Source organism: Pseudomonas sp. LBUM1671 (assembly GCF_059695685.1).
The window spans coordinates 193,348-213,474 of the sequence record NZ_CP166782.1; the positions used below are offsets into that span (position 1 = coordinate 193,348).

19 protein-coding genes are annotated in these 20,127 nt (G+C 59.2%); 16 read left to right on the plus strand and 3 right to left on the minus strand.

Going from position 1 to position 20,127, the window contains the following annotated elements:
- The first annotated feature begins 86 nt into the window (after positions 1–86).
- From cysT to ACA060_RS00885, 5 genes are all read left to right on the plus strand, one after another.
- Entirely contained in the window at positions 87–905 is an 819-nt protein-coding gene (cysT, locus tag ACA060_RS00865) for a sulfate ABC transporter permease subunit CysT (RefSeq protein ID WP_109627246.1), read from the plus strand.
- Between the two features lie 12 nt (positions 906–917).
- Complete coding sequence (gene cysW / locus ACA060_RS00870; RefSeq protein WP_109627248.1) at positions 918–1,787, plus strand: sulfate ABC transporter permease subunit CysW; 870 nt, start codon at positions 918–920, stop codon at positions 1,785–1,787.
- Positions 1,788–1,790: 3 nt separating this feature from the next.
- Positions 1,791–2,780: a sulfate/molybdate ABC transporter ATP-binding protein gene (locus ACA060_RS00875; RefSeq protein WP_109627250.1), complete on the plus strand. Its 990-nt coding sequence runs from the start codon at positions 1,791–1,793 to the stop codon at positions 2,778–2,780.
- Positions 2,781–2,919: 139 nt separating this feature from the next.
- A complete protein-coding gene (locus ACA060_RS00880) occupies positions 2,920–3,225 on the plus strand; it encodes a transposase (protein ID WP_497313046.1) in 306 nt (101 codons plus the stop codon).
- Positions 3,222–4,058: an IS3 family transposase gene (locus tag ACA060_RS00885; protein ID WP_497313044.1), complete on the plus strand. Its 837-nt coding sequence runs from the start codon at positions 3,222–3,224 to the stop codon at positions 4,056–4,058. Before ACA060_RS00880 ends, ACA060_RS00885 begins: the two co-directional genes overlap by 4 nt.
- Before the next feature lie 58 nt (positions 4,059–4,116).
- Here ACA060_RS00885 and ACA060_RS00890 read toward each other — a convergent pair whose 3' ends face one another.
- Positions 4,117–4,635, minus strand: a complete 519-nt coding sequence (locus ACA060_RS00890; protein ID WP_497314876.1) for an Mpo1 family 2-hydroxy fatty acid dioxygenase — start codon at positions 4,633–4,635, stop codon at positions 4,117–4,119.
- Between the two features lie 84 nt (positions 4,636–4,719).
- Here ACA060_RS00890 and ACA060_RS00895 point away from each other — a divergent pair, with 84 nt between their 5' ends.
- The 4 genes from ACA060_RS00895 to ACA060_RS00910 all read left to right on the plus strand — a co-directional run bounded on the left by ACA060_RS00895 (position 4,720) and on the right by ACA060_RS00910 (position 7,543).
- Complete coding sequence (locus tag ACA060_RS00895) at positions 4,720–5,406, plus strand: Crp/Fnr family transcriptional regulator (RefSeq protein WP_497314878.1); 687 nt, start codon at positions 4,720–4,722, stop codon at positions 5,404–5,406.
- Between the two features lie 184 nt (positions 5,407–5,590).
- Complete coding sequence (locus ACA060_RS00900) at positions 5,591–5,983, plus strand: response regulator (RefSeq protein WP_497314879.1); 393 nt, start codon at positions 5,591–5,593, stop codon at positions 5,981–5,983.
- 86 nt (positions 5,984–6,069) lie between these two features.
- On the plus strand, positions 6,070–6,318 hold the full coding sequence (locus tag ACA060_RS00905) for a helix-turn-helix domain-containing protein (protein ID WP_109627262.1): 249 nt from the start codon (positions 6,070–6,072) through the stop codon (positions 6,316–6,318).
- A complete protein-coding gene (locus ACA060_RS00910) occupies positions 6,311–7,543 on the plus strand; it encodes a type II toxin-antitoxin system HipA family toxin (protein ID WP_497314881.1) in 1,233 nt (410 codons plus the stop codon). The genes ACA060_RS00905 and ACA060_RS00910 overlap by 8 nt, the downstream gene beginning before the upstream one ends.
- Positions 7,544–7,624: 81 nt before the next feature.
- Here the strand turns inward: ACA060_RS00910 and ACA060_RS00915 are convergent, their stop codons facing one another.
- Complete coding sequence (locus tag ACA060_RS00915) at positions 7,625–8,629, minus strand: AraC family transcriptional regulator (RefSeq protein WP_497314883.1); 1,005 nt, start codon at positions 8,627–8,629, stop codon at positions 7,625–7,627.
- Between the two features lie 100 nt (positions 8,630–8,729).
- Here ACA060_RS00915 and ACA060_RS00920 point away from each other — a divergent pair, with 100 nt between their 5' ends.
- The 4 genes from ACA060_RS00920 (at position 8,730) to ACA060_RS00935 (ending at position 12,700) form a co-directional block, all read left to right on the plus strand.
- Positions 8,730–9,803, plus strand: a complete 1,074-nt coding sequence (locus ACA060_RS00920) for a fatty acid desaturase (protein ID WP_497314885.1) — start codon at positions 8,730–8,732, stop codon at positions 9,801–9,803.
- Positions 9,804–10,184: 381 nt separating this feature from the next.
- The gene (locus ACA060_RS00925; RefSeq protein WP_497314887.1) at positions 10,185–10,766 is read left to right on the plus strand and encodes an alpha/beta hydrolase; all 582 of its coding nucleotides are present in this window, start codon (positions 10,185–10,187) and stop codon (positions 10,764–10,766) included.
- 57 nt (positions 10,767–10,823) lie between these two features.
- The gene (locus tag ACA060_RS00930; protein ID WP_497314889.1) at positions 10,824–11,756 is read left to right on the plus strand and encodes a sigma 54-interacting transcriptional regulator; all 933 of its coding nucleotides are present in this window, start codon (positions 10,824–10,826) and stop codon (positions 11,754–11,756) included.
- A gap of 161 nt (positions 11,757–11,917) precedes the next feature.
- Positions 11,918–12,700, plus strand: a complete 783-nt coding sequence (locus ACA060_RS00935; RefSeq protein ID WP_064675356.1) for a MetQ/NlpA family ABC transporter substrate-binding protein — start codon at positions 11,918–11,920, stop codon at positions 12,698–12,700.
- 604 nt (positions 12,701–13,304) lie between these two features.
- Here the strand turns inward: ACA060_RS00935 and ACA060_RS00940 are convergent.
- Positions 13,305–14,465, minus strand: a complete 1,161-nt coding sequence (locus ACA060_RS00940) for an AAA family ATPase (protein ID WP_497314891.1) — start codon at positions 14,463–14,465, stop codon at positions 13,305–13,307.
- A 316-nt stretch (positions 14,466–14,781) separates the two neighbouring features.
- Here ACA060_RS00940 and ACA060_RS00945 point away from each other — a divergent pair, with 316 nt between their 5' ends.
- Genes ACA060_RS00945 through ACA060_RS00955 form a run of 3 tightly spaced genes read left to right on the plus strand, consistent with a single transcriptional unit; the run spans position 14,782 to position 20,020 of the window.
- A complete protein-coding gene (locus ACA060_RS00945) occupies positions 14,782–15,885 on the plus strand; it encodes an efflux RND transporter periplasmic adaptor subunit (protein WP_497314893.1) in 1,104 nt (367 codons plus the stop codon).
- The gene (locus ACA060_RS00950; RefSeq protein WP_109627279.1) at positions 15,882–16,949 is read left to right on the plus strand and encodes an efflux RND transporter periplasmic adaptor subunit; all 1,068 of its coding nucleotides are present in this window, start codon (positions 15,882–15,884) and stop codon (positions 16,947–16,949) included. Before ACA060_RS00945 ends, ACA060_RS00950 begins: the two co-directional genes overlap by 4 nt.
- Entirely contained in the window at positions 16,946–20,020 is a 3,075-nt protein-coding gene (locus ACA060_RS00955; protein WP_497314895.1) for an efflux RND transporter permease subunit, read from the plus strand. Before ACA060_RS00950 ends, ACA060_RS00955 begins: the two co-directional genes overlap by 4 nt.
- Positions 20,021–20,127 lie beyond the last annotated feature (107 nt).

A 20,127-nucleotide genomic window follows, 5' to 3' on the forward strand; every position in this document is an offset into this window, starting at 1 on the left:
CAATGTTGACTGATACCCCCTCTTCGCGAGCAAGCCCGCTCCCACATTGATGCGTTTAGCGGATAGCTTTTTAACCAAGGACTTTTATGTCGCGTCGTATCTCCCCCGTCATACCCGGCTTCGGGCTGACGCTGGGCTACACCTTGGTGTACCTCAGCCTGATTGTGCTCATTCCACTGGCGGCGATGTTCGTGCATGCCGCTCAACTCACCTGGGATCAGTTCTGGGCGATTATCTCGGCGCCACGGGTGCTCGCCGCGTTGAAGCTGAGCTTCGGCACCGCGCTCTATGCCGCGATCATCAACGGCATTATCGGCACGCTGCTGGCCTGGGTGCTGGTGCGCTATACCTTTCCGGGTCGAAAGATCATCGACGCGATGATCGACCTGCCCTTCGCATTGCCCACTGCCGTGGCCGGTATCGCGCTGACTGCGCTATACGCGCCCAATGGTTGGGTGGGTCAGTTTGCAGCGGACCTGGGTTTCAAGATCGCGTATACCCCCCTCGGCATCACCCTTGCCCTCACTTTTGTGACGCTTCCATTCGTAGTACGTACCGTACAGCCAGTATTGGCCGATATCCCCCGTGAAGTGGAAGAGGCGGCGGCTTGCCTGGGCGCAAAACCGTTGCAGGTTTTCCGCCATATTCTGGTGCCCGCGCTGCTGCCAGCCTGGCTCACCGGTTTCGCGCTAGCCTTTGCCCGTGGGGTCGGCGAGTACGGTTCGGTGATTTTCATCGCCGGCAACATGCCGATGAAAACCGAGATCCTGCCGCTGCTGATCATGGTCAAACTCGACCAGTACGATTACACCGGTGCCACGTCCATTGGTGTACTGATGCTGGTGGTTTCCTTCGTTCTGTTGCTGCTGATCAACTTGCTGCAACGACGCATCGAAACCCCATAAGGAGGCGCAGAAATGTCCCAATCGTCTATTGCTGCTGCTTCCTCGAACGCCGCCCGCCGTGGCAGCGCTTCATCGCGGCGAATCCTGATCGGCCTTGGCTGGCTGGTGTTCGCCCTGTTCCTGTTGCTGCCGCTGGTGATCGTGGTGTCTCAGGGCCTGAAGCTCGGAATCGGTGCGTTCTTCACCGCGATCTTCGAACCCGACGCTTTGTCGGCCCTGAAACTCACGGTCATCGCCGTGCTGATTTCGGTGCCGCTGAACGTGGTGTTCGGCGTCAGCGCGGCGTGGTGTGTGAGCAAATACTCGTTCCGTGGCAAAAGTATGCTGGTCACGCTGATCGACCTGCCGTTCTCGGTCTCGCCGGTCATCGCCGGTCTGGTCTACGTGCTGATGTTCGGCGCCCAGGGCCTGTTCGGGCCGTGGTTGCAGGATCACGACATCCAGATCGTCTTCGCCTTGCCAGGCATCGTGCTGGCGACGATCTTCGTCACCGTGCCGTTCGTGGCCCGTGAGCTGATCCCGCTGATGCAGGAACAGGGCACCCAGGAAGAAGAGGCCGCGCGCTTGCTTGGGGCCAATGGCTGGCAGATGTTCTGGCACGTCACCGTTCCCAATATCAAATGGGGCCTGATCTACGGCGTGGTGTTGTGTACCGCGCGGGCGATGGGTGAATTCGGTGCGGTGTCGGTGGTTTCCGGGCACATTCGCGGGGTGACCAACACCTTGCCGCTGCACGTCGAGATCCTCTACAACGAATACAACCACGTGGCCGCGTTCGCTGTGGCGAGCCTGTTGCTGATCATGGCGCTCTTCATCCTGCTGCTTAAGCAGTGGAGCGAAAACCGTATTAACCGCCTGCGCGCCAGCGCCGCGGAGGAATAATTCATGTCGATCGAAGTGCGTAACGTCAGCAAGAATTTCAATGCGTTCAAGGCGCTGGACAACATCAGCCTGGACATTCAAAGCGGTGAGCTCGTGGCGCTGCTCGGCCCGTCGGGTTGCGGTAAAACCACGCTGTTGCGGATCATCGCCGGCCTGGAAACTCCGGATCAGGGCAACATCGTGTTCCACGGTGAAGACGTTTCCGGCCACGATGTGCGTGATCGCAATGTCGGCTTCGTGTTCCAGCACTACGCGCTGTTCCGGCACATGACGGTGTTCGACAACGTCGCGTTCGGCCTGCGCATGAAACCGAAAAACCAGCGCCCGAGCGAAAGCCAGATTGCGGTGAAGGTTCATGAGCTGCTGAACATGGTGCAACTGGACTGGCTGTCGGATCGCTACCCGGAGCAACTTTCTGGCGGCCAGCGTCAGCGCATCGCGTTGGCCCGAGCCCTGGCAGTTGAGCCGAAAGTGCTGCTGCTTGATGAACCGTTCGGTGCACTCGACGCCAAGGTCCGTAAAGAACTGCGTCGCTGGCTGGCGCGGCTGCACGAAGACATCAACCTGACCTCGGTGTTCGTAACCCACGATCAGGAAGAGGCCATGGAAGTCGCCGACCGTATCGTGGTGATGAACAAAGGCGTGATCGAACAGATTGGCTCACCGGGCGACGTCTACGAAAACCCGGCCAGCGATTTCGTTTATCACTTCCTCGGCGATTCGAACCGTCTGCATCTGGGTGAAGACAACCACGTGCTGTTCCGTCCGCACGAAGTGTCACTGTCGCGGCATGAGCTGGAAGATCACCATGCGGCCGAGGTACGGGATATCCGTCCGCTGGGCGCGACGACTCGGGTCACGTTGAAGGTCGAAGGCCAGAGCGAGTTGATCGAAGCTGAAGTGGTGAAGGATCACGACAGCCTGATCGGTTTGGCGAAGGGCGAGACGTTGTTCTTCAAGCCCAAGGTCTGGCAGAAACTCGCCAACATCTAAAGCAAAAGCTTCGCGAGCAAGCCCGCTCCCACACGGGATCTATGGTGTATATAGATCCCCTGTGGGAGCGAGGCTGAACTGGCCTAATAATTCCGGACACCTCTTAAGGGCGATATGATTTCGCCAATTTGGAGGTTCCATGAAAGAAAGAAGAGTCTTTTCCCGCGAGTTCAAACACCGTGCGGCCAGCATGGTGATTGATGATCATTGTTCGGTACAGGAAGTCTGCGCCTCGCTGGACATCAGTGCCACCGCGTTACGGCGCTGGGTAGATCAGGTTCGCAAGGAACACAAGGGGGAGCCGATTCAAGGCACCAAGGCCATTACCGAGGATCAGCGCCAGATTCAGGACTTGAAAGCTAAGATCAAGCGCATGGAAATGGAAGCCGATATCTTAAAAAAGGCTACCGCTCTCTTGATGTCGGACCCCGATCGTTTTCGATGATCGCGGAGCTAAGAGAGTCATTTCCGACCGCCACCCTGTGTCGCGTTTTCGATGTGAAGCGCAGCAGCTTTTATGAATGGATGCAGCGGCGTGCCAGACCAAGGATCAGGCGCGAAGAGCTCAAAGGGAAAGTGGTTGAGTTGCACAGCGAAAGCCGCGAAGCCATGGGGTCCAGAACGATTAGCAAAAATCTGAAGGCCCAAAACATAGCGGTCGGCAGAAGCCTTGTTCAGGCGCTGATGAGAGAGGCCAACATTGTCAGTAAGCAACGCCAGCCTCACCCGTTCAGGTCCAAAGGAGTGGAAGCATTTGTCGCGCCCAATCTGCTTAAGCGCAATTTCAAGCCGGCGGCGGTCAATCAAGTCTGGTGTGGCGACGTTACAAGCTTGATGGTGGGTAAGCGCTGGGTTCATCTGGCCGTCGTGATCGACCTGTTTGCGCGCCGAGTGATCGGTTGGGCGTTTTCCCTGATCAATGATGCCAACCTGGTCAGCAAGGCGCTGCGCATGGCCACAGAGCTTCGAACGTGCTCACCTGGATTGATGTTTCATTCGGATCAAGGTTGTCAGTACACCAGTCGCAAGTTTCAAGAGGAGCTGATGCGCCATGGCATTTTGCAAAGCATGAGCCATCGTGGTCAGTGCTGGGACAATGCGCCAACAGAGCGGTTTTTCGGCACCCTGAAGTCAGAATGGGTGCCTCGCGGCGGCTATGGCACGAGCGAGGAAGCACAAACCGACATGGTCCGCTTCTTCATGTACTACAACCGCACCCGGCTACACAGCTACAACAACTACCTGTCGCCCATAGCTATGGAGCAAAAAGCGGCATAAGCACCGTAAACGGTGTCCGGATTTACTTGACCAGTTCAGGCTTGCCCGCGAAAGCGATCTACGCAGCAGCACGCTTCGGATTAATCCGAACACCCCCCACACGCGCCTCGATCTGCTCTTTCAAATCCCGCCGCAACCCGAGCAAAAACGCCAGCTCAACCGCCACAAACAACGGCCCGACAATCAACCCCGTCACATCATCGACAAACGCCGGTTTACGCCCTTCATAGTGATGGCCAACAAACTGAATCGCCCAGCCCACCACAAACATCCCGATCCCGCTCGCCAGCCACACCAGCGTACTGTGCTGCGCAAGAACCTGACCCGCCCAAACGCACAGCCCCAGCAACACGGTCATCAAAACCCCGAGGCGCACTTCCAGACGCAGGTAAAACCACGCCGAGGCCAGTGCCACCAGCATCGCCGGGGAAACCCAGCCTCCAACCCATTGCGGCCGCGACAGCAACACCGCCACGGCCACCACAATCAACGGAATCCCGATAAAGTGGCTGGCAATGTTGCGCGGGTCACGGTGGTACGCGGCGTATTGACTGAGATGGTCAACGAGGCTTTTCATTGATATTCCTCCTGTAGGGTGATTGATCATGCCTCGGGTTCACCTTTCGCTCTGTCAGGCAGGCGACAATCTCCAGGAGTTTTCATGGACATGCAGGTCTGGCGTTCGCGCCTGGAGTCGGGGCAGTGGTTCAGTCATTTACCTGTTCCCTTACAGGATAGTCTGCTGGCTGCGGCCCGGGTGCGACGGTTGTCGTCGGGGCAACTGCTGTTCAAGCGCGGTGATCCGCCCTGCGGGCTGTATGCGGTGCTCGAAGGTTCGGTGCGCATCGGCGCGGTCAGCGAGCAGGGCAAGGAAGCATTGCTGAGCCTGGTGGAGTCGCCCCATTGGTTCGGCGAAATCTGCCTGTTCGACGGCCAGCCGCGCACTCACGATGCCTTCGGCGTGGGCCAGTGCACGCTGTTGCACATCCCGCAGGCGGCGCTGCTGGGGTTGCTCGACGAACAACCGGTGTACTGGCGGCAAGTGGCGCTGCTGATGAGCCACAAACTGCGCCTGACCTTCGTCAGCCTCGAACAACTGAGCCTGATGCCAGCGCCGGCACGCCTGGCTCATCGCCTGCTGATGATTGCCGAGGGTTATGGCGAATTCGATCCACCGCGACGGGTGCTGCAACTGCCGCAGGAGCAATTGGCGTCGATGTTGTCGCTGTCGCGGCAGACGACCAATCAGATTCTGAAGGACTTGCAGGGGCAGGGGATTATTGGCCTGGGCTACGGCGAAATCGAAATTCTGGATGCCGTACGGTTGCGGACGTTGGCCGCTATCTAGCTGCAACACATAACCTCTGTGGGAGCGGGCTTGCTCGCGAAGAGGGCGTGTCAGTCGACTTTAATGCAGCTGACACATCGCCTTCGCGAGCAAGCCCGCTCCCACAGGGGGGATGAATTGAAGTTTGTGATGGGCAATCGGCCCGAACGCGCCTAGCCTGTGATGACGACAATCGAGGTGTGCCATGCGTGTGCTGTTAGTAGAAGACGAACCGGAGATCGCCAAACGCCTGGCCAACGGCCTGAACGAGGCGAGTTATACGGTCGACGTGGCGCTTAACGGCATGGACGGCCGGCGTTTTATCGAGTCCGGCGAATACCAACTGATCATCCTCGACGTGATGCTGCCGGGCCTCAACGGCTGGCAGTTGCAGCAGCAGATCCGCAAGCTGGGTGACACGCCGGTACTGTTCCTCACCACCAAGGATGGCATCGAAGATCGCCTGCGCGGGTTGGAGCTGCATGAGGATGATTACTTGCTCAAGCCGTTTGCCGTGAGTGAGCTGGTGGCGCGGGTGCGCAAGTTGTTGCGGCGGGATCGGGGGGCGGTAGATTCAAGGGCCTGGGATAAAAAATGAGCTGGACTTCGGTATAAAACTGCACTAAATACAATGCATATTCACAATTTGTGGAAAATTGCACGGTATACGATGCAGGTTGAACAATGGAAAACCTTGGCGAACTCATCCGATCTCTACGCAAAGAGCGAAAGCTTTCTCAGGATGCACTGGCAAAACAGTACGGCATGAGCCGTTCCACGATTTCAGGTATCGAGAACAACACCCTCTCGGAAATTGGTCTGCGTAAGGTTGAGGCGATCCTTAATGGATTCGGATACGTGCTTACCGCCGTGCCCCGTCAGTCGAAGCGCCCAACGTTGGACTCTCTGAAAAAGGCCAACTTCCATGGCTGAGCAGCAGGAAAAGGACAGGCTGCACATCAGTGTTTCCGGAGGGGCAATAGGCACCCTCGGTCGTGGTCAGTCTCGCGCAGATTCGGTTTTTACCTACGCCGAAAACGCGCAGGAGGAAAACGCAGTCTCGCTGACCATGCCGACGCGCCTTGAGAGTTACACGTGGGAGCAAGGTGTACTGCCCATTTTTGAAATGAACCTGCCCGAGGGCGCTCTGCGCGATGAATTGGTTCGTCGTTTCAGCAAAGCGGTGCGCGGGTTTGATGATTTCGCGATGCTGGCGATTGTCGGCCCGTATCAGCTTGGACGAGTGGGCATTGCGAACGCGCAAGATGCGAGTGACCGGCCCCCGGAAACCAGCCTTGCGGATCTTCTTGTACATGACGGCGCGCAAGGTTTGTTCGATGATCTGTTGCACACCTATGGCCAGTATTCGGGTGTTTCGGGCGTCCAGCCGAAAGTGCTTGTCCGGGACAGTGCGACAACGGTCGACCGACTGACCCATCGAGGCGCGACGCACCTGGTCAAATCCTTTCGTCCAGAGGAATACCCCGAGCTCGCGGCCAACGAGTATTTCTGCATGCGTGCCGCGCTGCATTGCGGACTTGAAGTGCCGACATTTGAACTCAGCGAGCACGGTAAATTTCTGGTCGTCAAACGTTTCGATCTCGATGATCGAGGGTATTTGGGGTTCGAGGATTTTTGTGTCCTCAATGCCTGGCCATCGAAGGCCAAATACGATGGCTCGTATGAAGGTGCCGCGAAGCAAATCAAAGAATTTGTCTCCCCGTCATTGCTCAACCAGGCGCTTGAATCTTTCTTCAAGATCGTCGCGCTCTCGTCCGGTTTGAAGAATGGCGACGCTCACCTCAAGAACTTCGGGGTGCTGTACGAACATTGCGCCACCGATGCTCAGATCAACCTCGCTCCGGCCTACGACATCGTCACGACGTCGGTCTACATCAAGTCCGACAGCATGGCGTTGCTGTTAGGTGGATCAAAGGCTTGGCCCAAGTACAAAATGTTGATGCGGTTTGGTCGTTCGGCCTGCAACCTGACGGAAGGGCGCTGCAATGAACTGCTGCAACAGGTTGCTCATGGGATGGATGTGGCGATGGGCGAGATGGCTCACTACATTCGGGCTAACCGCGGTTTTGCCGAGGTTGGCGACGCGATGATGGATCAGTGGAAATCAGGTGTTGCACGAAGTCTGGTCAAAAGCTGAGAACGATGTAGTGCATTGACGATCGCCTTCGCGAGCTTGCTCGCGATGAGCCCGGAACAGTCAATCCACCTTCCAGATTTGTCACCGCAACCCATCCCGAAACTGCCCCGGTGTCATCCCGGTCCAGCGTTTGAACGCGCGGCTGAAGCTGCTCGTATCGGCGAACCCCAACAAATAACTGATCTCACTCAATGAGCATTGCGGATCACGCAGGTGCAGCAGCGCCAGGTTTTCCCGACTTTCGTTGAGCAGCGTATCGAACCGACAGCCTTCGTCCGCCAGATGCCGTTGCAGGCTGCGCAAGCTCAAGTGCAGGGCCTTGGCGATGTGTTCGGCGCTGGGTTCGCCTTCGGGCAATTGCTCTTCAATGGCATCGCGGACCTTGCGTTCCCAGGTCAGCGGTTTGAGTTGTGCCAGGGTGCGCTTGAGCACCGCTTCGTTGTGTTCGGCCAGTTCCGGGTTGGCGTCGTCCAGGTGACTGTCGAAGTCCGCGAGGGCGAATTCCAGTCGGTCCTCGTCGGCGGCGAAATACACCGGCGAACGAAAGACTTTGTGCCATTGATGCGGGTCGGCCGGTTCCGGGCGGCGCAAGTACACCGCCATGGGAGCATATTCGCGGCCCAGGCGATTGCGGCAGGTGCGCACGTAGATCGCGGCAAATGCGTCGATGGCTTCGAGTGCCGGTGCGGGATTGCCTTCGGGAATTTTCAGGCGGAAACGGTAGCGATCCTCGGTGCGAGTCAGCTCCAGTTCCAAAGCATCGCTGACCACCTGGTGATAACGCACGATGCGCTCGAACACTTCACGCAGACTGCCACTGGCCACCAATGCATAACCGAGCGCATGAAACGTGGTCGGGCTGACAAAGCGCGACACCCGCAGGCCAATCGCCGGGTCGCCACTGACCTGCACCGCGATTTCCCACAGGCGCGTGGTGCCCGACAACGGGTAACGGGCGTTCGGGTCGTCCATCAACTGCGGGTCGAGCCCCGCCTGTTGGCACAGGGCGGTGCTGTCGAGGCCCAACGCATCGAGTTGCTTGCGCAGGGCGCGGGTCCAGCTGGCGAGGGAGGTCGGTTCAGTCATGCTGATTGGCGCTTCCGGTCAACAGGTTGGCGTTCACGGCTACCACCTTGCGAGGGTTCACAAGGCAGGATGCGAACATCAATAACCAGAGGATGGAAGCATGGACCGTACTTCTGCAAGTCCCCAACGACTGAATGCCGCCCAACGATCAGCGCATATTCGCGAAGTGGTGCTGGCCAAAGGGGTCGAGCTGCGCAAACGCTACCCGATTCTCAATCATCAGGACGCCTTGGGCGCGGGCATTCTGGCCTTCGCACTGGCTGGAATGATCGGTTCGGCGGCGCTCTACCTGACCGGGCACATGGCCTGGTGGGTGTGCCTGCTGCTCAATGCGTTCTTCGCCTCGTTGACCCACGAACTGGAACACGACCTGATCCATAGCATGTACTTTCGCAAGCAACGCGTGCCGCACAACCTGATGATGGGCCTGGTGTGGCTGGCGCGGCCGAGCACGATCAATCCGTGGATTCGTCGGCAGCTGCACCTCAATCACCACAAGGTGTCCGGTACGGAAGCCGACATGGAAGAGCGTGCGATCACCAATGGCGAGCCTTGGGGTTTTGCGCGGCTGCTGATGGTCGGCGATAACGTGATGTCGGCGTTCATTCGCATGCTGCGGGCGAAAACCTTGGCTCATAAAATCAGCATCATCAAACGCGCACTGAAGGTGTACGCGCCGCTGGCGCTGGTGCATTGGGGCGCGTGGTATGTGTTCCTCGGTTTTCATGCGGCTAATGGCATTGCCTATCTGCTGGGGACGCCAATCGAATGGTCGGCGACCACGCTGTCAGTGATGCAGGTGATCGACATCGCTGCCGTGGTGATCATCGGCCCGAACGTATTGCGTACGTTCTGCCTGCACTTTGTCAGCTCCAACATGCACTACTACGGAGACGTGGAGCCGGGCAATGTGATTCAGCAAACCCAGGTGCTGAACCCTTGGTGGATGTGGCCGATGCAGGCGTTCTGCTTCAACTTCGGCAGCAGCCACGGGATTCATCACTTTGTGGTGAAGGAACCGTTTTACATCCGCCAGATGACCGTGCCGGTGGCGCATAAGGTGATGCGTGAGATGGGTGTTCGGTTCAATGATTTCGGGACGTTTGCACGGGCGAACCGATTTGTGCGCCAGGGCGCGACAGAGCCACAGCAAGTGCGTGCTGCTCAGGTCTGAGCAATGTCTGCGGAAACTCAAAAGCGAAAACGTCCGTCATCAATTTGACCCAAAGGAACGGTAGGTTGTGACGCAAGCAGCGATGATTCGGCGGTTGTTCAGGGTGATTGGTATATGCAATTCGGGTCTAACAAAGGAATTAAATATTCCTTTATTGGATAACTGATTTCGCCAATCATCGGCTTCAGAATTGTTGATCAGCGCAAATAGATTTTGAGTTTCCGGGGCCGTCTCCTTGGCAGGGTGCGGTCCCTTTTTTTATCTATTCAAAACCACTGCATATTCCTTGTGGGTCTTAATAAATAGCTTCTTATTCCTTAACGAATATAACTCTCCTCCCTATACTCGACCGGGAACAGACACGCAGCAGGAGAGTTCCCCATGCGCAACGAATCAATTCGCTACCTGATTGTGCCGGGCTGGCAAGGATCGCCGGAAGATCATTGGCAAAGCCACTGGCAGAACAGTCTGCCGAACAGCGCGCGGGTGGAGCAGGCCGATTGGCTGACGCCACGTCGTGAAGACTGGGTAGCGGCGCTGGCCGAGGCGATTGCCGCTGACAGCACGCCGGTGATCTTGATTGCGCACAGTCTGGGTTGCATTACCGTTGCGCATTGGGCCGCCACTGCACCTCTGAATCTTTTGCGTCAGGTGCGCGGTGCCTTGCTGGTCGCGCCGGCGGACGTCGAGCGCCCCGCGTGCTCGCCGGCGCTGCGTAACTTCGCGCCGATCCCGAGCCACTTGTTGCCCTTCCCGAGTCAGGTCGTCAGCTCCGACAACGACAGCGCCGTCAGTGCGCCGCGAGCCCTTGAGCTGGCCCGTAACTGGGGCTCCGAGGCGGGGATTCTGGCGGGTGCCGGGCACATAAACGTGAAGTCCGGTCACCAGCGCTGGGAGCAGGGTTTTGCCTATCTCTATCGCCTGCAAAACCGTATGGAACATCACGCCCTGCGACGTGCGTAAACCTTTTTCTTGTTAAACGCCCCCCGTCTCCCCGGCGGTTTTGGGCGGGAGTCTGCCATGAGTTTTGAAGCCTTCGGCCAGCCACTGCTGACCTTCCCCGACGCCGAAAAAAGCCCGCTGAGCATTCGTGCCAAGGCGCTGGTGTTTGTCGATCCGCGCTCCCGTCAGTTGCGCCAGGAGCTGGAGCAACTGGCGCCGCGCTCGATCTCAGTGTTGATCCGTGGCGAGACCGGCAGCGGCAAGGAATTGCTCGCGCGGCATATTCATCGTGCGAGTGATCGCGGCGGGTTGTTCGTCTCGGTCAATTGCGGTGCCATCAGCCCGACCTATGCCGACGCTGAACTGTTCGGCTACGCCGCCGGCAGTTACAGCGGTTCGGCCAGCAGCCGTGCGGGGTGGTTCGGTTCGGCCAACGGGGGAACGCTTTATCTGGATGAGATCGGCGACTTGCCGCTGCCAATCCAGATCAAATTGCTCGTCGCGCTGGAAAACCACGAAGTCACCCGCGTTGGCGCTCATCAACCGAGCCCGGTGGACGTGCGCTTGGTGGCAGCCACCAGCATCGACCTGGCGCAAGCGGTGGCGGCCGGGAAATTTCATGAACGGCTTTATCACTACCTCGGCGAAGGCCAGCTCGAACTGCCCGCATTGCGCGAGCGAGTCGGCGATATCCTTTCGTTGTCCGAATATTTCCTCGGCATCTACAGCCAGCGCCTCGACCTGCCGGTGCCGCTGATCAGCGAAGCCGCGCAGCTTGTGCTGGAGCGGCACAGTTGGCCGGGCAACACCCGGGAGCTGGAAAACGTCATTCACTTTGCGCTGCTGGTCAGCACCGGCGACGAGATTCTGCCTGAGCATTTGAATCTGCCGGAGGTGCCTGTGTCGTTGGTGCAGATTGAGCAACAAGTAACTCACACGATCAAAAGCGGCACGGCTGCCGAGCGTTCGGCACTCAAGCGTTTGCTGGAAAGCCTGGCGCAGACGCTGTAGTTATCGGTATGAACAAAATGGAATATGAAAGTGAATAAAAGATATTGTTCGGGAATAAAAAATCCCGGTATTGTCCGCTTCACGCCAGCGATAGCACTTCAATGGCACTCGTACTAATAGCCGTCGTCGACGACGACCGTGATTTTCGATAAGGACACTGCATGAAAAAGGTTCTGTTGTTCACCGCACTGGCGGCTGCCCTGACTGCGGGTCTGGCCCAGGCTGGCGAGAAACTGGTGGTTGCGGCGACCCCCGTTCCACACGCCGAGATTCTTGAATTGATCAAGCCAACCCTCGCCAAAGAAGGCGTGGACCTGGAAATCAAAGTCTTCACCGACTACGTTCAGCCGAACGTACAGGTCGATCAGAAGCGTCTGGACGCCAACTACTTCCAGACCCTGCCGTACCTGAAAAGCTTCAACGAAGGCAAAGGCACCAACCTGGTGACCGTGATCGGTGTGCACGTCGAACCATTTGGCGGCTACTCGAAGAAAGTCAAATCCCTGGCTGAGCTGAAAGACGGCGCGACCATTGCCATCCCGAACGAAGGCAGCAACAGCGGCCGTGCCCTGATCCTGCTGCAGAAGGCTGGCCTGATCGAGTTGAAAGACCCGAAAAACGCCTTGGCCACCCCGAAAGACATCGCCAAGAATCCGCACAACTTCAAGTTCAAGGAACTGGAATCGGCCATGCTGCCGCGTGTGCTGGACCAGGTCGACCTGGACATGATCAACACCAACTACGCGCTGGAAGCAGGTCTGAACCCGGCTAAAGACGCGCTGGTCATCGAAGGTGCGGATTCGCCTTACGTGAACTTCCTGGTGGCCCGTCCGGACAACAAGGACAGCGTTGCCATCCAGAAACTGGCCAAAGCCCTGACCAGCCCGGAAGTGAAAGCATTCATCGAGAAGAAGTACAGCGGCGCGGTACTGCCGGCGTTCTGATTCGCGAGGTAAAACCCTTCAAGGTTTCGAACGCCGACGGCTGATAGAGCGTCGGCGTTTTTTTGTGTGTGCGAGAAACCTGTGGCGAGGGAGCTTGCTCCCGCTGGGTTGCGAAGCGACCCTAAAACCTGCACATGCGCTTCTTCAGGCACACCGTTTCGACTGATTTTGCGACTGCTGCGCAGTCGAGCGGGAGCAAGCTCCCTCGCCACAAAAGCGCCCGCGCATTCAGGCCACCCGGGCCTCCAATGCCCGGCGCAATGCCACCAATAACTTCACGATTTCCTGCGGATCCAACCGCTGCGGCACTTTCACGTCAGCCATTTTTCTCTTCCTTGTGAGGGTTCGGCCAGGGAGTCTGGCCAAAAGCTGTGCGTCCTTGGAGGGGTTTTTCGAAAAAAAGATCCCTCCTACAGCTGCAAGGAAAATAGTCGTGTTCCTTTGCCTCGGCAAATCCGCAGAATAGTTTTTTGCGTGATATCAATATGCTTTTAAAACAAAGGGCATCAAGACAGTTGCTCCCACAGTTGACCGAGTTGCCCAGACGGGACGCGGTCTGATGTGGGAGCGGGCTTGCTCGCGAAAGCGGTTATCAGACGCGGACTTAGTCTGGCCAATGCCAGGCAGGCTCATCCAGCACCCGCTGCCCGACAATCCCCGTCTGGCCCAATGTCTTCTCCAACACAATGCAATTGCACTCCGGATCCTCCTGCAACGCCGAAATCAATCGCCGCGCATGGGACACCACCCAAACCTGGCACTGCTCCGACGCCCGGATAATCAACCGCGCCAGCGCCGGCAACAGATCTGGGTGCAAACTGGTTTCCGGCTCGTTCAGCACCATCAACGTCGGCGGCCGAGGCGTCAGCAGCGCCGCCACCAGCAACAAATAACGCAAGGTCCCGTCCGACAACTCGGCCGCCGACAACGGCCGCAGCAACCCCTCCTGGAAAAACTCAATCGCAAACCGCCCGCCCTGCAACGGCGCGATGTTCAATCGCGCACCGGGGAACGCGTCGCTGATCGCAGTCTGCAGCGCCTCGGGGTCGCCGATTTCACGAATCGTCTGCAACGCGGCGGCGAGGTCGCGCCCGTCGTGGTGCAACACCGGCGTGCGGGTGCCCAATTGTGGTTGGCGCACCGGCGCATCGGCATCGCTGCGAAAGTGATCGTAGAAGCGCCAGCGGCGGATGAATTCCCGCAGTTGCATGACTTCCGGCGAGGTACGGAAGCTGCCGACCTGATCGAACAGGCTGTCGAAATTCGGTGTGTGCTGGGCGAGCACGTCCCAGTCGCGACCGACACGGGCGCGGATCATCGGGCCGTTACGTTCCACTAGAAGACTGGCCGGGCGATAAACCGGACCGTTCCAGATGCATTCCTTTTTGATTTCCGGGTCCAGGGAAAACTCAGACAGGCTCGGCTCCGGTAAACCCAGGGCGATCGAGTAGCTGAAATCCTCGCCAGCGAATCCCAGGCGCAGGCGTTTGGCGCCGTGGCGTACGGTCGCCTCGATCGGGACTTCACCATTGCGCATGCGCCGGGTGATGGTTTCCGGCCCGGCCCAGAACGTCGAATCCAGCCCGCCCTCGCGGGCCAAGGCGTTGACGACGCCACCCTGAGCGGTTTCCGCCAGCAACCGCAATGCGCGGTAGAGGTTGGATTTACCGCTGCCGTTGGGACCGGTGATCAGGTTCAACCGACCCAGCGGAATCACCAATTTATTGATCGAGCGGTAATTGGCCACCGCGAGGGTTTTGAGCATAAGAGCGTCCTGCTGCAGAGGCCGTCAGTTTGCCTTATTGTCGGGAACACTGTGATCTCACTAGCGAGCTTTTGTGGCGAGCGAGCTTGCTCGCGCTGGGCTGCGAAGCGGCCCCAAACCATCCAACGAGGTGTGTCAGGCAAAACGAGGCGCAGGTCTTGCGTCTGCTGCGCAGCCGAGCGGGAGCAAGCTCCCTCGCCACAGGCAAAGCCCCTTGGCAAAGGGGATAGTAGTAATCCTGTGCACCCGTGGAACCCTGTTCTAAGCTCACAGTCGTATCGCCATTGGCACGTCCGTACAACGCAAAGGAGGCTGCATGGCTGGTCCCGGATTGAAAACAGTGGTTGGCCTGAGCCTCCTTGCCCTGCTGAGCGCCTGTGGCGATAAACCCCAGGTCGAGAAGAACCGTCCGCGGGTGTTCGTCCAGGAGGTCAAACCCGCGGATTACGCTGCGTCGGTGACGCTCACCGGCGATGTTCAGGCCCGGGTCCAGACCGAATTGTCGTTCCGCGTGGGCGGCAAGATCATTCAACGCATGGTCGATGTCGGTGACCGGGTGTCGGCAAAGCAGGTACTGGCCAAACTCGATCCCAAGGACCTGCAGACCAGCGTCGATTCGGCACAGGCCCAGGTTGTCGCTGAGCAAGCCCGGGTCAAACAGACCGCCGCCGCGTTCGTTCGCCAGCAAAAACTCCTGCCCAAGGGCTACACCAGCCAAAGCGAATACGATTCCGCCCAAGCCGCCTTGCGCAGCAGTCAGAGCGCATTGGCCGCTGCCCAGGCGCAGTTCGCCAACGCTCGCGAACAACTCAGCTACACCGCGCTGATCGCCGATGCGCCGGGCGTGATTACGGCGCGTCAGGCCGAGGTCGGCCAAGTGGTGCAGGCGACGGTGCCGATTTTCAGCCTGGCCCGCGATGGCGAGCGCGACGCGGTGTTCAACGTCTACGAATCGCTGCTGGCCGAGGCCCCGGAAGATAAAACCATCGTGGTCAGCCTGCTCGACAACCCGGCGATCAAAACCACCGGCACCGTGCGGGAAATCACCCCGGCCGTGTCCGCGCAGACCGGCACCGTGCAAGTCAAAGTCACCCTCAATGGCCTGCCCGAGGGCATGCAATTGGGCTCGGTGGTGAGTGCCACGGCCAAGACGCCGGGGAAATCCGCCGTGGAATTGCCGTGGTCGGCGCTGACCAAAAACCTCAGCGATCCGGCGGTATGGCTGGTAGATGGCGAGGGCAAGGCGCAGCTGCACACCGTCACGGTCGGTCGTTACCTGACCGGCAAAGTGATCATCAGCGCCGGCCTGCAGGGGGGTGAAAAAGTCGTCATCGCCGGCGGTCAGTTGCTGCACCCCGGCGTGAAAGTCGAAATTGCCGAAAACACCTACAAGGATCTAGCAGTGGAAGCCCAGCCATGAAGCGTCTGTTACTGGTGTGCGGCGCTGTGATGCTGGCGGCCTGCTCGGAAAAAGAAGCGCCACCGGAGCCGGTACGCCCGGTGCTCTCGGTCAAGGTCCAGTCGCTGGACGAGGAAAACCTCGGCCGCTTCGCCGGCAGCATCCAGGCCCGTTATGAAAGCAACGTCGGGTTCCGTGTGCCGGGGCGCATCGCCAGCCGCAATGTCGATGTCGGTGCTGAAGTGGAAAAGGGCGCGCTGCTCGCCACCCTGGACCCCACCGATCAGCAGAACCAGTTGCGTTCCGCCCAGGGCGATCTGGCCAGCGTCCAGGCGCAATACATCAACGCCCAGGCCAACGCCCGGCGCCAACAGGAATTGTTCGATCGCGGCGTCGGCGCCCAGGCGCAACTCGACATCGCCCAGACCGATCTCAAAACCACCCAGGCCTCGCTCGACCAAGCGAAAGCCGCGGTCGATCAGGCCAAGGATCAGCTCAACTACGTCGAACTGCGCTCCGACCACAAAGCCATCGTCACCGCGTGGAATGCCGAAGCCGGGCAAGTCGTCACGGCCGGCCAGCAAGTGGTGACCCTGGCGCAACCGGACATCAAGGAAGCCGTGATCGACCTGCCGGACACCCTGGTCGATCAGTTGCCGGCCGATGTCGTGTTCCAGGTCGCAGCGCAACTGGACCCGAGCATTACCACCACCGCCATCGTTCGAGAAATCGAACCTCAGGCCCAAAGTGCGACGCGTACCCGTCGCGCCCGCCTGACCCTGACAGACACACCTGCCGGTTTTCGCCTGGGTACCGCGATCAGCGTCACCCTCAGCTCCGCGATCAAACCGCGCATCGAACTGCCGTTGAGTGCGCTCCAGGAGGTCGATGGCAAGACCCGCATCTGGGTCGTCGATACGCAGACCCAAACCGTTGCCCCACGAGACGTCAGCCTGGTCAGCCGCACGGATTCCACGATGATCCTGGCCAGTGGCGTGAAGTCCGGTGAGCGGGTGGTCAGCGCGGGTGTGAACAGCCTGAAACCCGGGCAGAAAGTGAAAATCGATGAGGACAGCCCACAATGAAAGGGAGTTTCAACTTATCCGAATGGGCCCTCAAGCATCAGTCGTTTGTCTGGTATTTGATGTTCGTCGCGCTGCTGATGGGCGTGTTCTCCTACATGAACCTGGGCCGCGAAGAAGACCCGTCGTTCACCATCAAGACCATGGTTATCCAGACCCGTTGGCCGGGCGCGACCCAGGAAGAAACCCTCAAGCAAGTCACTGACCGCATCGAGAAAAAACTCGAGGAACTCGACTCCCTCGACTACGTGAAAAGCTACACCCGGCCCGGCGAATCGACGGTGTTCGTCAACCTGCGCGACACCACCAGTGCCAAGGACATCCCGCAAATCTGGTACCAGGTGCGCAAGAAGATCAACGACATTCGCGGCGACTTCCCTCAAGGGCTTCAGGGCCCGGGTTTCAACGACGAATTCGGTGATGTGTTCGGTTCGGTGTATGCCTTTACCGCCGACGGCTTGTCGATGCGCCAGTTGCGCGATTACGTGGAACAGGTCCGCGCCGAAATTCGTGAAGTGCCGGGGCTGGGCAAGGTCGAGATGGTCGGTGAGCAGGACGAAGTTCTCTACCTGAATTTCTCTACCCGCAAACTGGCAGCGCTGGGCATCGATCAGCGCCAGGTGGTGCAGAGCCTGCAAACCCAGAACGCGGTGACTCCGGCCGGTGTGATCGAAGCTGGCCCGGAGCGCATCTCGGTGCGCACCTCGGGGCAGTTCGCTTCCGAGAAAGACCTGGCTAACGTCAACCTGCGGCTCAATGACCGCTTCTACCGCCTGGCCGACATCGCCGAGATCAGCCGTGGTTACGTTGACCCGGCGACCCCGGAATTCCGCTTCAACGGCCGCCCGGGCATCGGCCTCGCCATCGCCATGAAGAAGGGCGGCAACATCCAGGAGTTCGGCAAGGCGTTGCACCAGCGCATGACTGACCTGACCGCCGACTTGCCGGTGGGCGTCGGTGTGCACACGGTTTCCGACCAGGCCGAAGTGGTGGAAAAAGCCGTCGGCGGCTTCACCAGTGCCTTGTTCGAAGCGGTGGTGATCGTGCTGATCGTCAGCTTCGTCAGCCTCGGTGTGCGCGCCGGGCTGGTGGTGGCGTGCTCGATCCCGCTGGTGCTGGCGATGGTCTTTATCTTCATGGAATACAGCGGCATCACCATGCAGCGGATTTCACTCGGTGCGCTGATCATCGCCCTCGGCCTGCTGGTGGACGACGCAATGATCACGGTCGAGATGATGGTCACGCGCCTGGAAATGGGCGAGACCAAGGAGCAGGCGGCAACGTTTGCCTACACCTCCACGGCGTTCCCGATGCTCACCGGTACATTGGTGACGGTCGCCGGTTTCGTGCCCATCGGCTTGAACGCCAGCTCGGCGGGCGAGTACACCTTCACCCTGTTTGCGGTGATCGCCGTGGCGATGCTGGTGTCGTGGGTTGTCGCCGTGTTGTTCGCACCGGTGATCGGCGTGCACATCCTCAGCGCCAACGTGAAGCCCCATGACGCCGAGCCGGGTCGCATCGGCCGCGCATTCAATTACGGCATGCTCTGGTCGATGCGCAATCGCTGGTGGGCCATCGGCATCACGATCGCGCTGTTCGTGGCGTCGGTGTTTTCCATGCAGTTCGTGCAGAACCAGTTCTTCCCGTCCTCGGACCGCCCGGAAATCCTCGTCGACCTCAACCTGCCGCAAAACGCCTCGATCGCCGAAACCCGCAAGGCAGTGGACAGGCTCGAAGCGACGCTCAAGGATGACCCGGACATCGTGCGCTGGAGCACTTACATCGGCGAGGGGGCGATCCGTTTCTACCTGCCCCTCGACCAGCAATTGCAGAACCCGTACTACGCGCAATTGGTGATCGTCAGCAAAGGCCTGGAGTCGCGTAACGCCCTCAGCCAGCGCTTGAACGAGCGGCTGCGCAAAGATTTCGTCGGCATCGGCAGCTACGTCCAGGCGCTGGAAATGGGCCCGCCGGTGGGTCGCCCGATTCAGTACCGGGTCAGCGGCAAGGACATCGATCAGGTGCGCAAACACGCGATCGCCCTGGCTACCGAACTGGATAAAAACTCGCACATCGGCGAGATCATTTACGACTGGAACGAACCGGGCAAAGTCCTGCGCATCGACATCGCCCAGGACAAGGCGCGGCAACTGGGGCTGTCGTCGGAAGACGTGGCCAACCTGATGAACAGCATCGTCGTCGGTTCGCCGGTCACTCAGGTTGATGACGATATCTACCTGATCAACGTCGTGGGCCGCGCGGTGGACGCGGAACGCGGCACGCCGGAAACCCTGCAGAACTTGCAGATCGTCACCCCGGGCGGCACGTCGATTCCGCTGCTGGCCTTCGCCACGGTGCGCTATGAACTTGAGCAACCGCTGGTCTGGCGCCGCGACCGCAAGCCGACCATCACCATCAAGGCAGCGGTGCGCGACGAGATTCAGCCGACCGACCTGGTGAAACAGCTCAAGCCTGACATCGATAAATTCTCCGCCAGTTTGCCGGTGGGTTACTCGGTTGCCACGGGCGGCACGGTGGAGGAAAGCGGCAAGGCCCAAGGGCCGATTGCCAAGGTGGTGCCGTTGATGCTGTTCCTCATGGCGACCTTCCTCATGATCCAGCTGCACAGCGTGCAGAAACTGTTCCTGGTGGCCAGCGTCGCGCCGCTCGGCTTGATTGGCGTGGTGCTGGCGCTGATCCCGACAGGCACGCCGATGGGCTTTGTGGCGATCCTGGGGATTCTGGCGCTGATCGGCATCATCATCCGCAACTCGGTAATTTTGGTGACGCAGATCGATGCCCTGGAGAAAGAGGGCCTCGCGCCTTGGGATGCCGTGGCGCAGGCCACGGAGCATCGACGCCGGCCGATTCTGCTGACCGCTGCGGCAGCAAGTCTGGGGATGATCCCGATCGCCCGGGAAGTGTTCTGGGGACCGATGGCGTACGCGATGATTGGCGGGATCATTATTGCGACGTTGCTGACGTTGCTGTTTTTGCCGGCGCTTTACGTCGCCTGGTACAAAATCCGCGAGCCGAAGAAAGGTGATCGGCTTGAGACCCACCCCTCACCCTAACCCTCTCCCCAAGGGGTAGAGGGGACTGACCGAGGTGTTCCGGAGAAATTTTGCGATCGGGGAAATAGAGTTGAACTCAGGTTTTGAAAAGCTTGAAGATCTGCTCC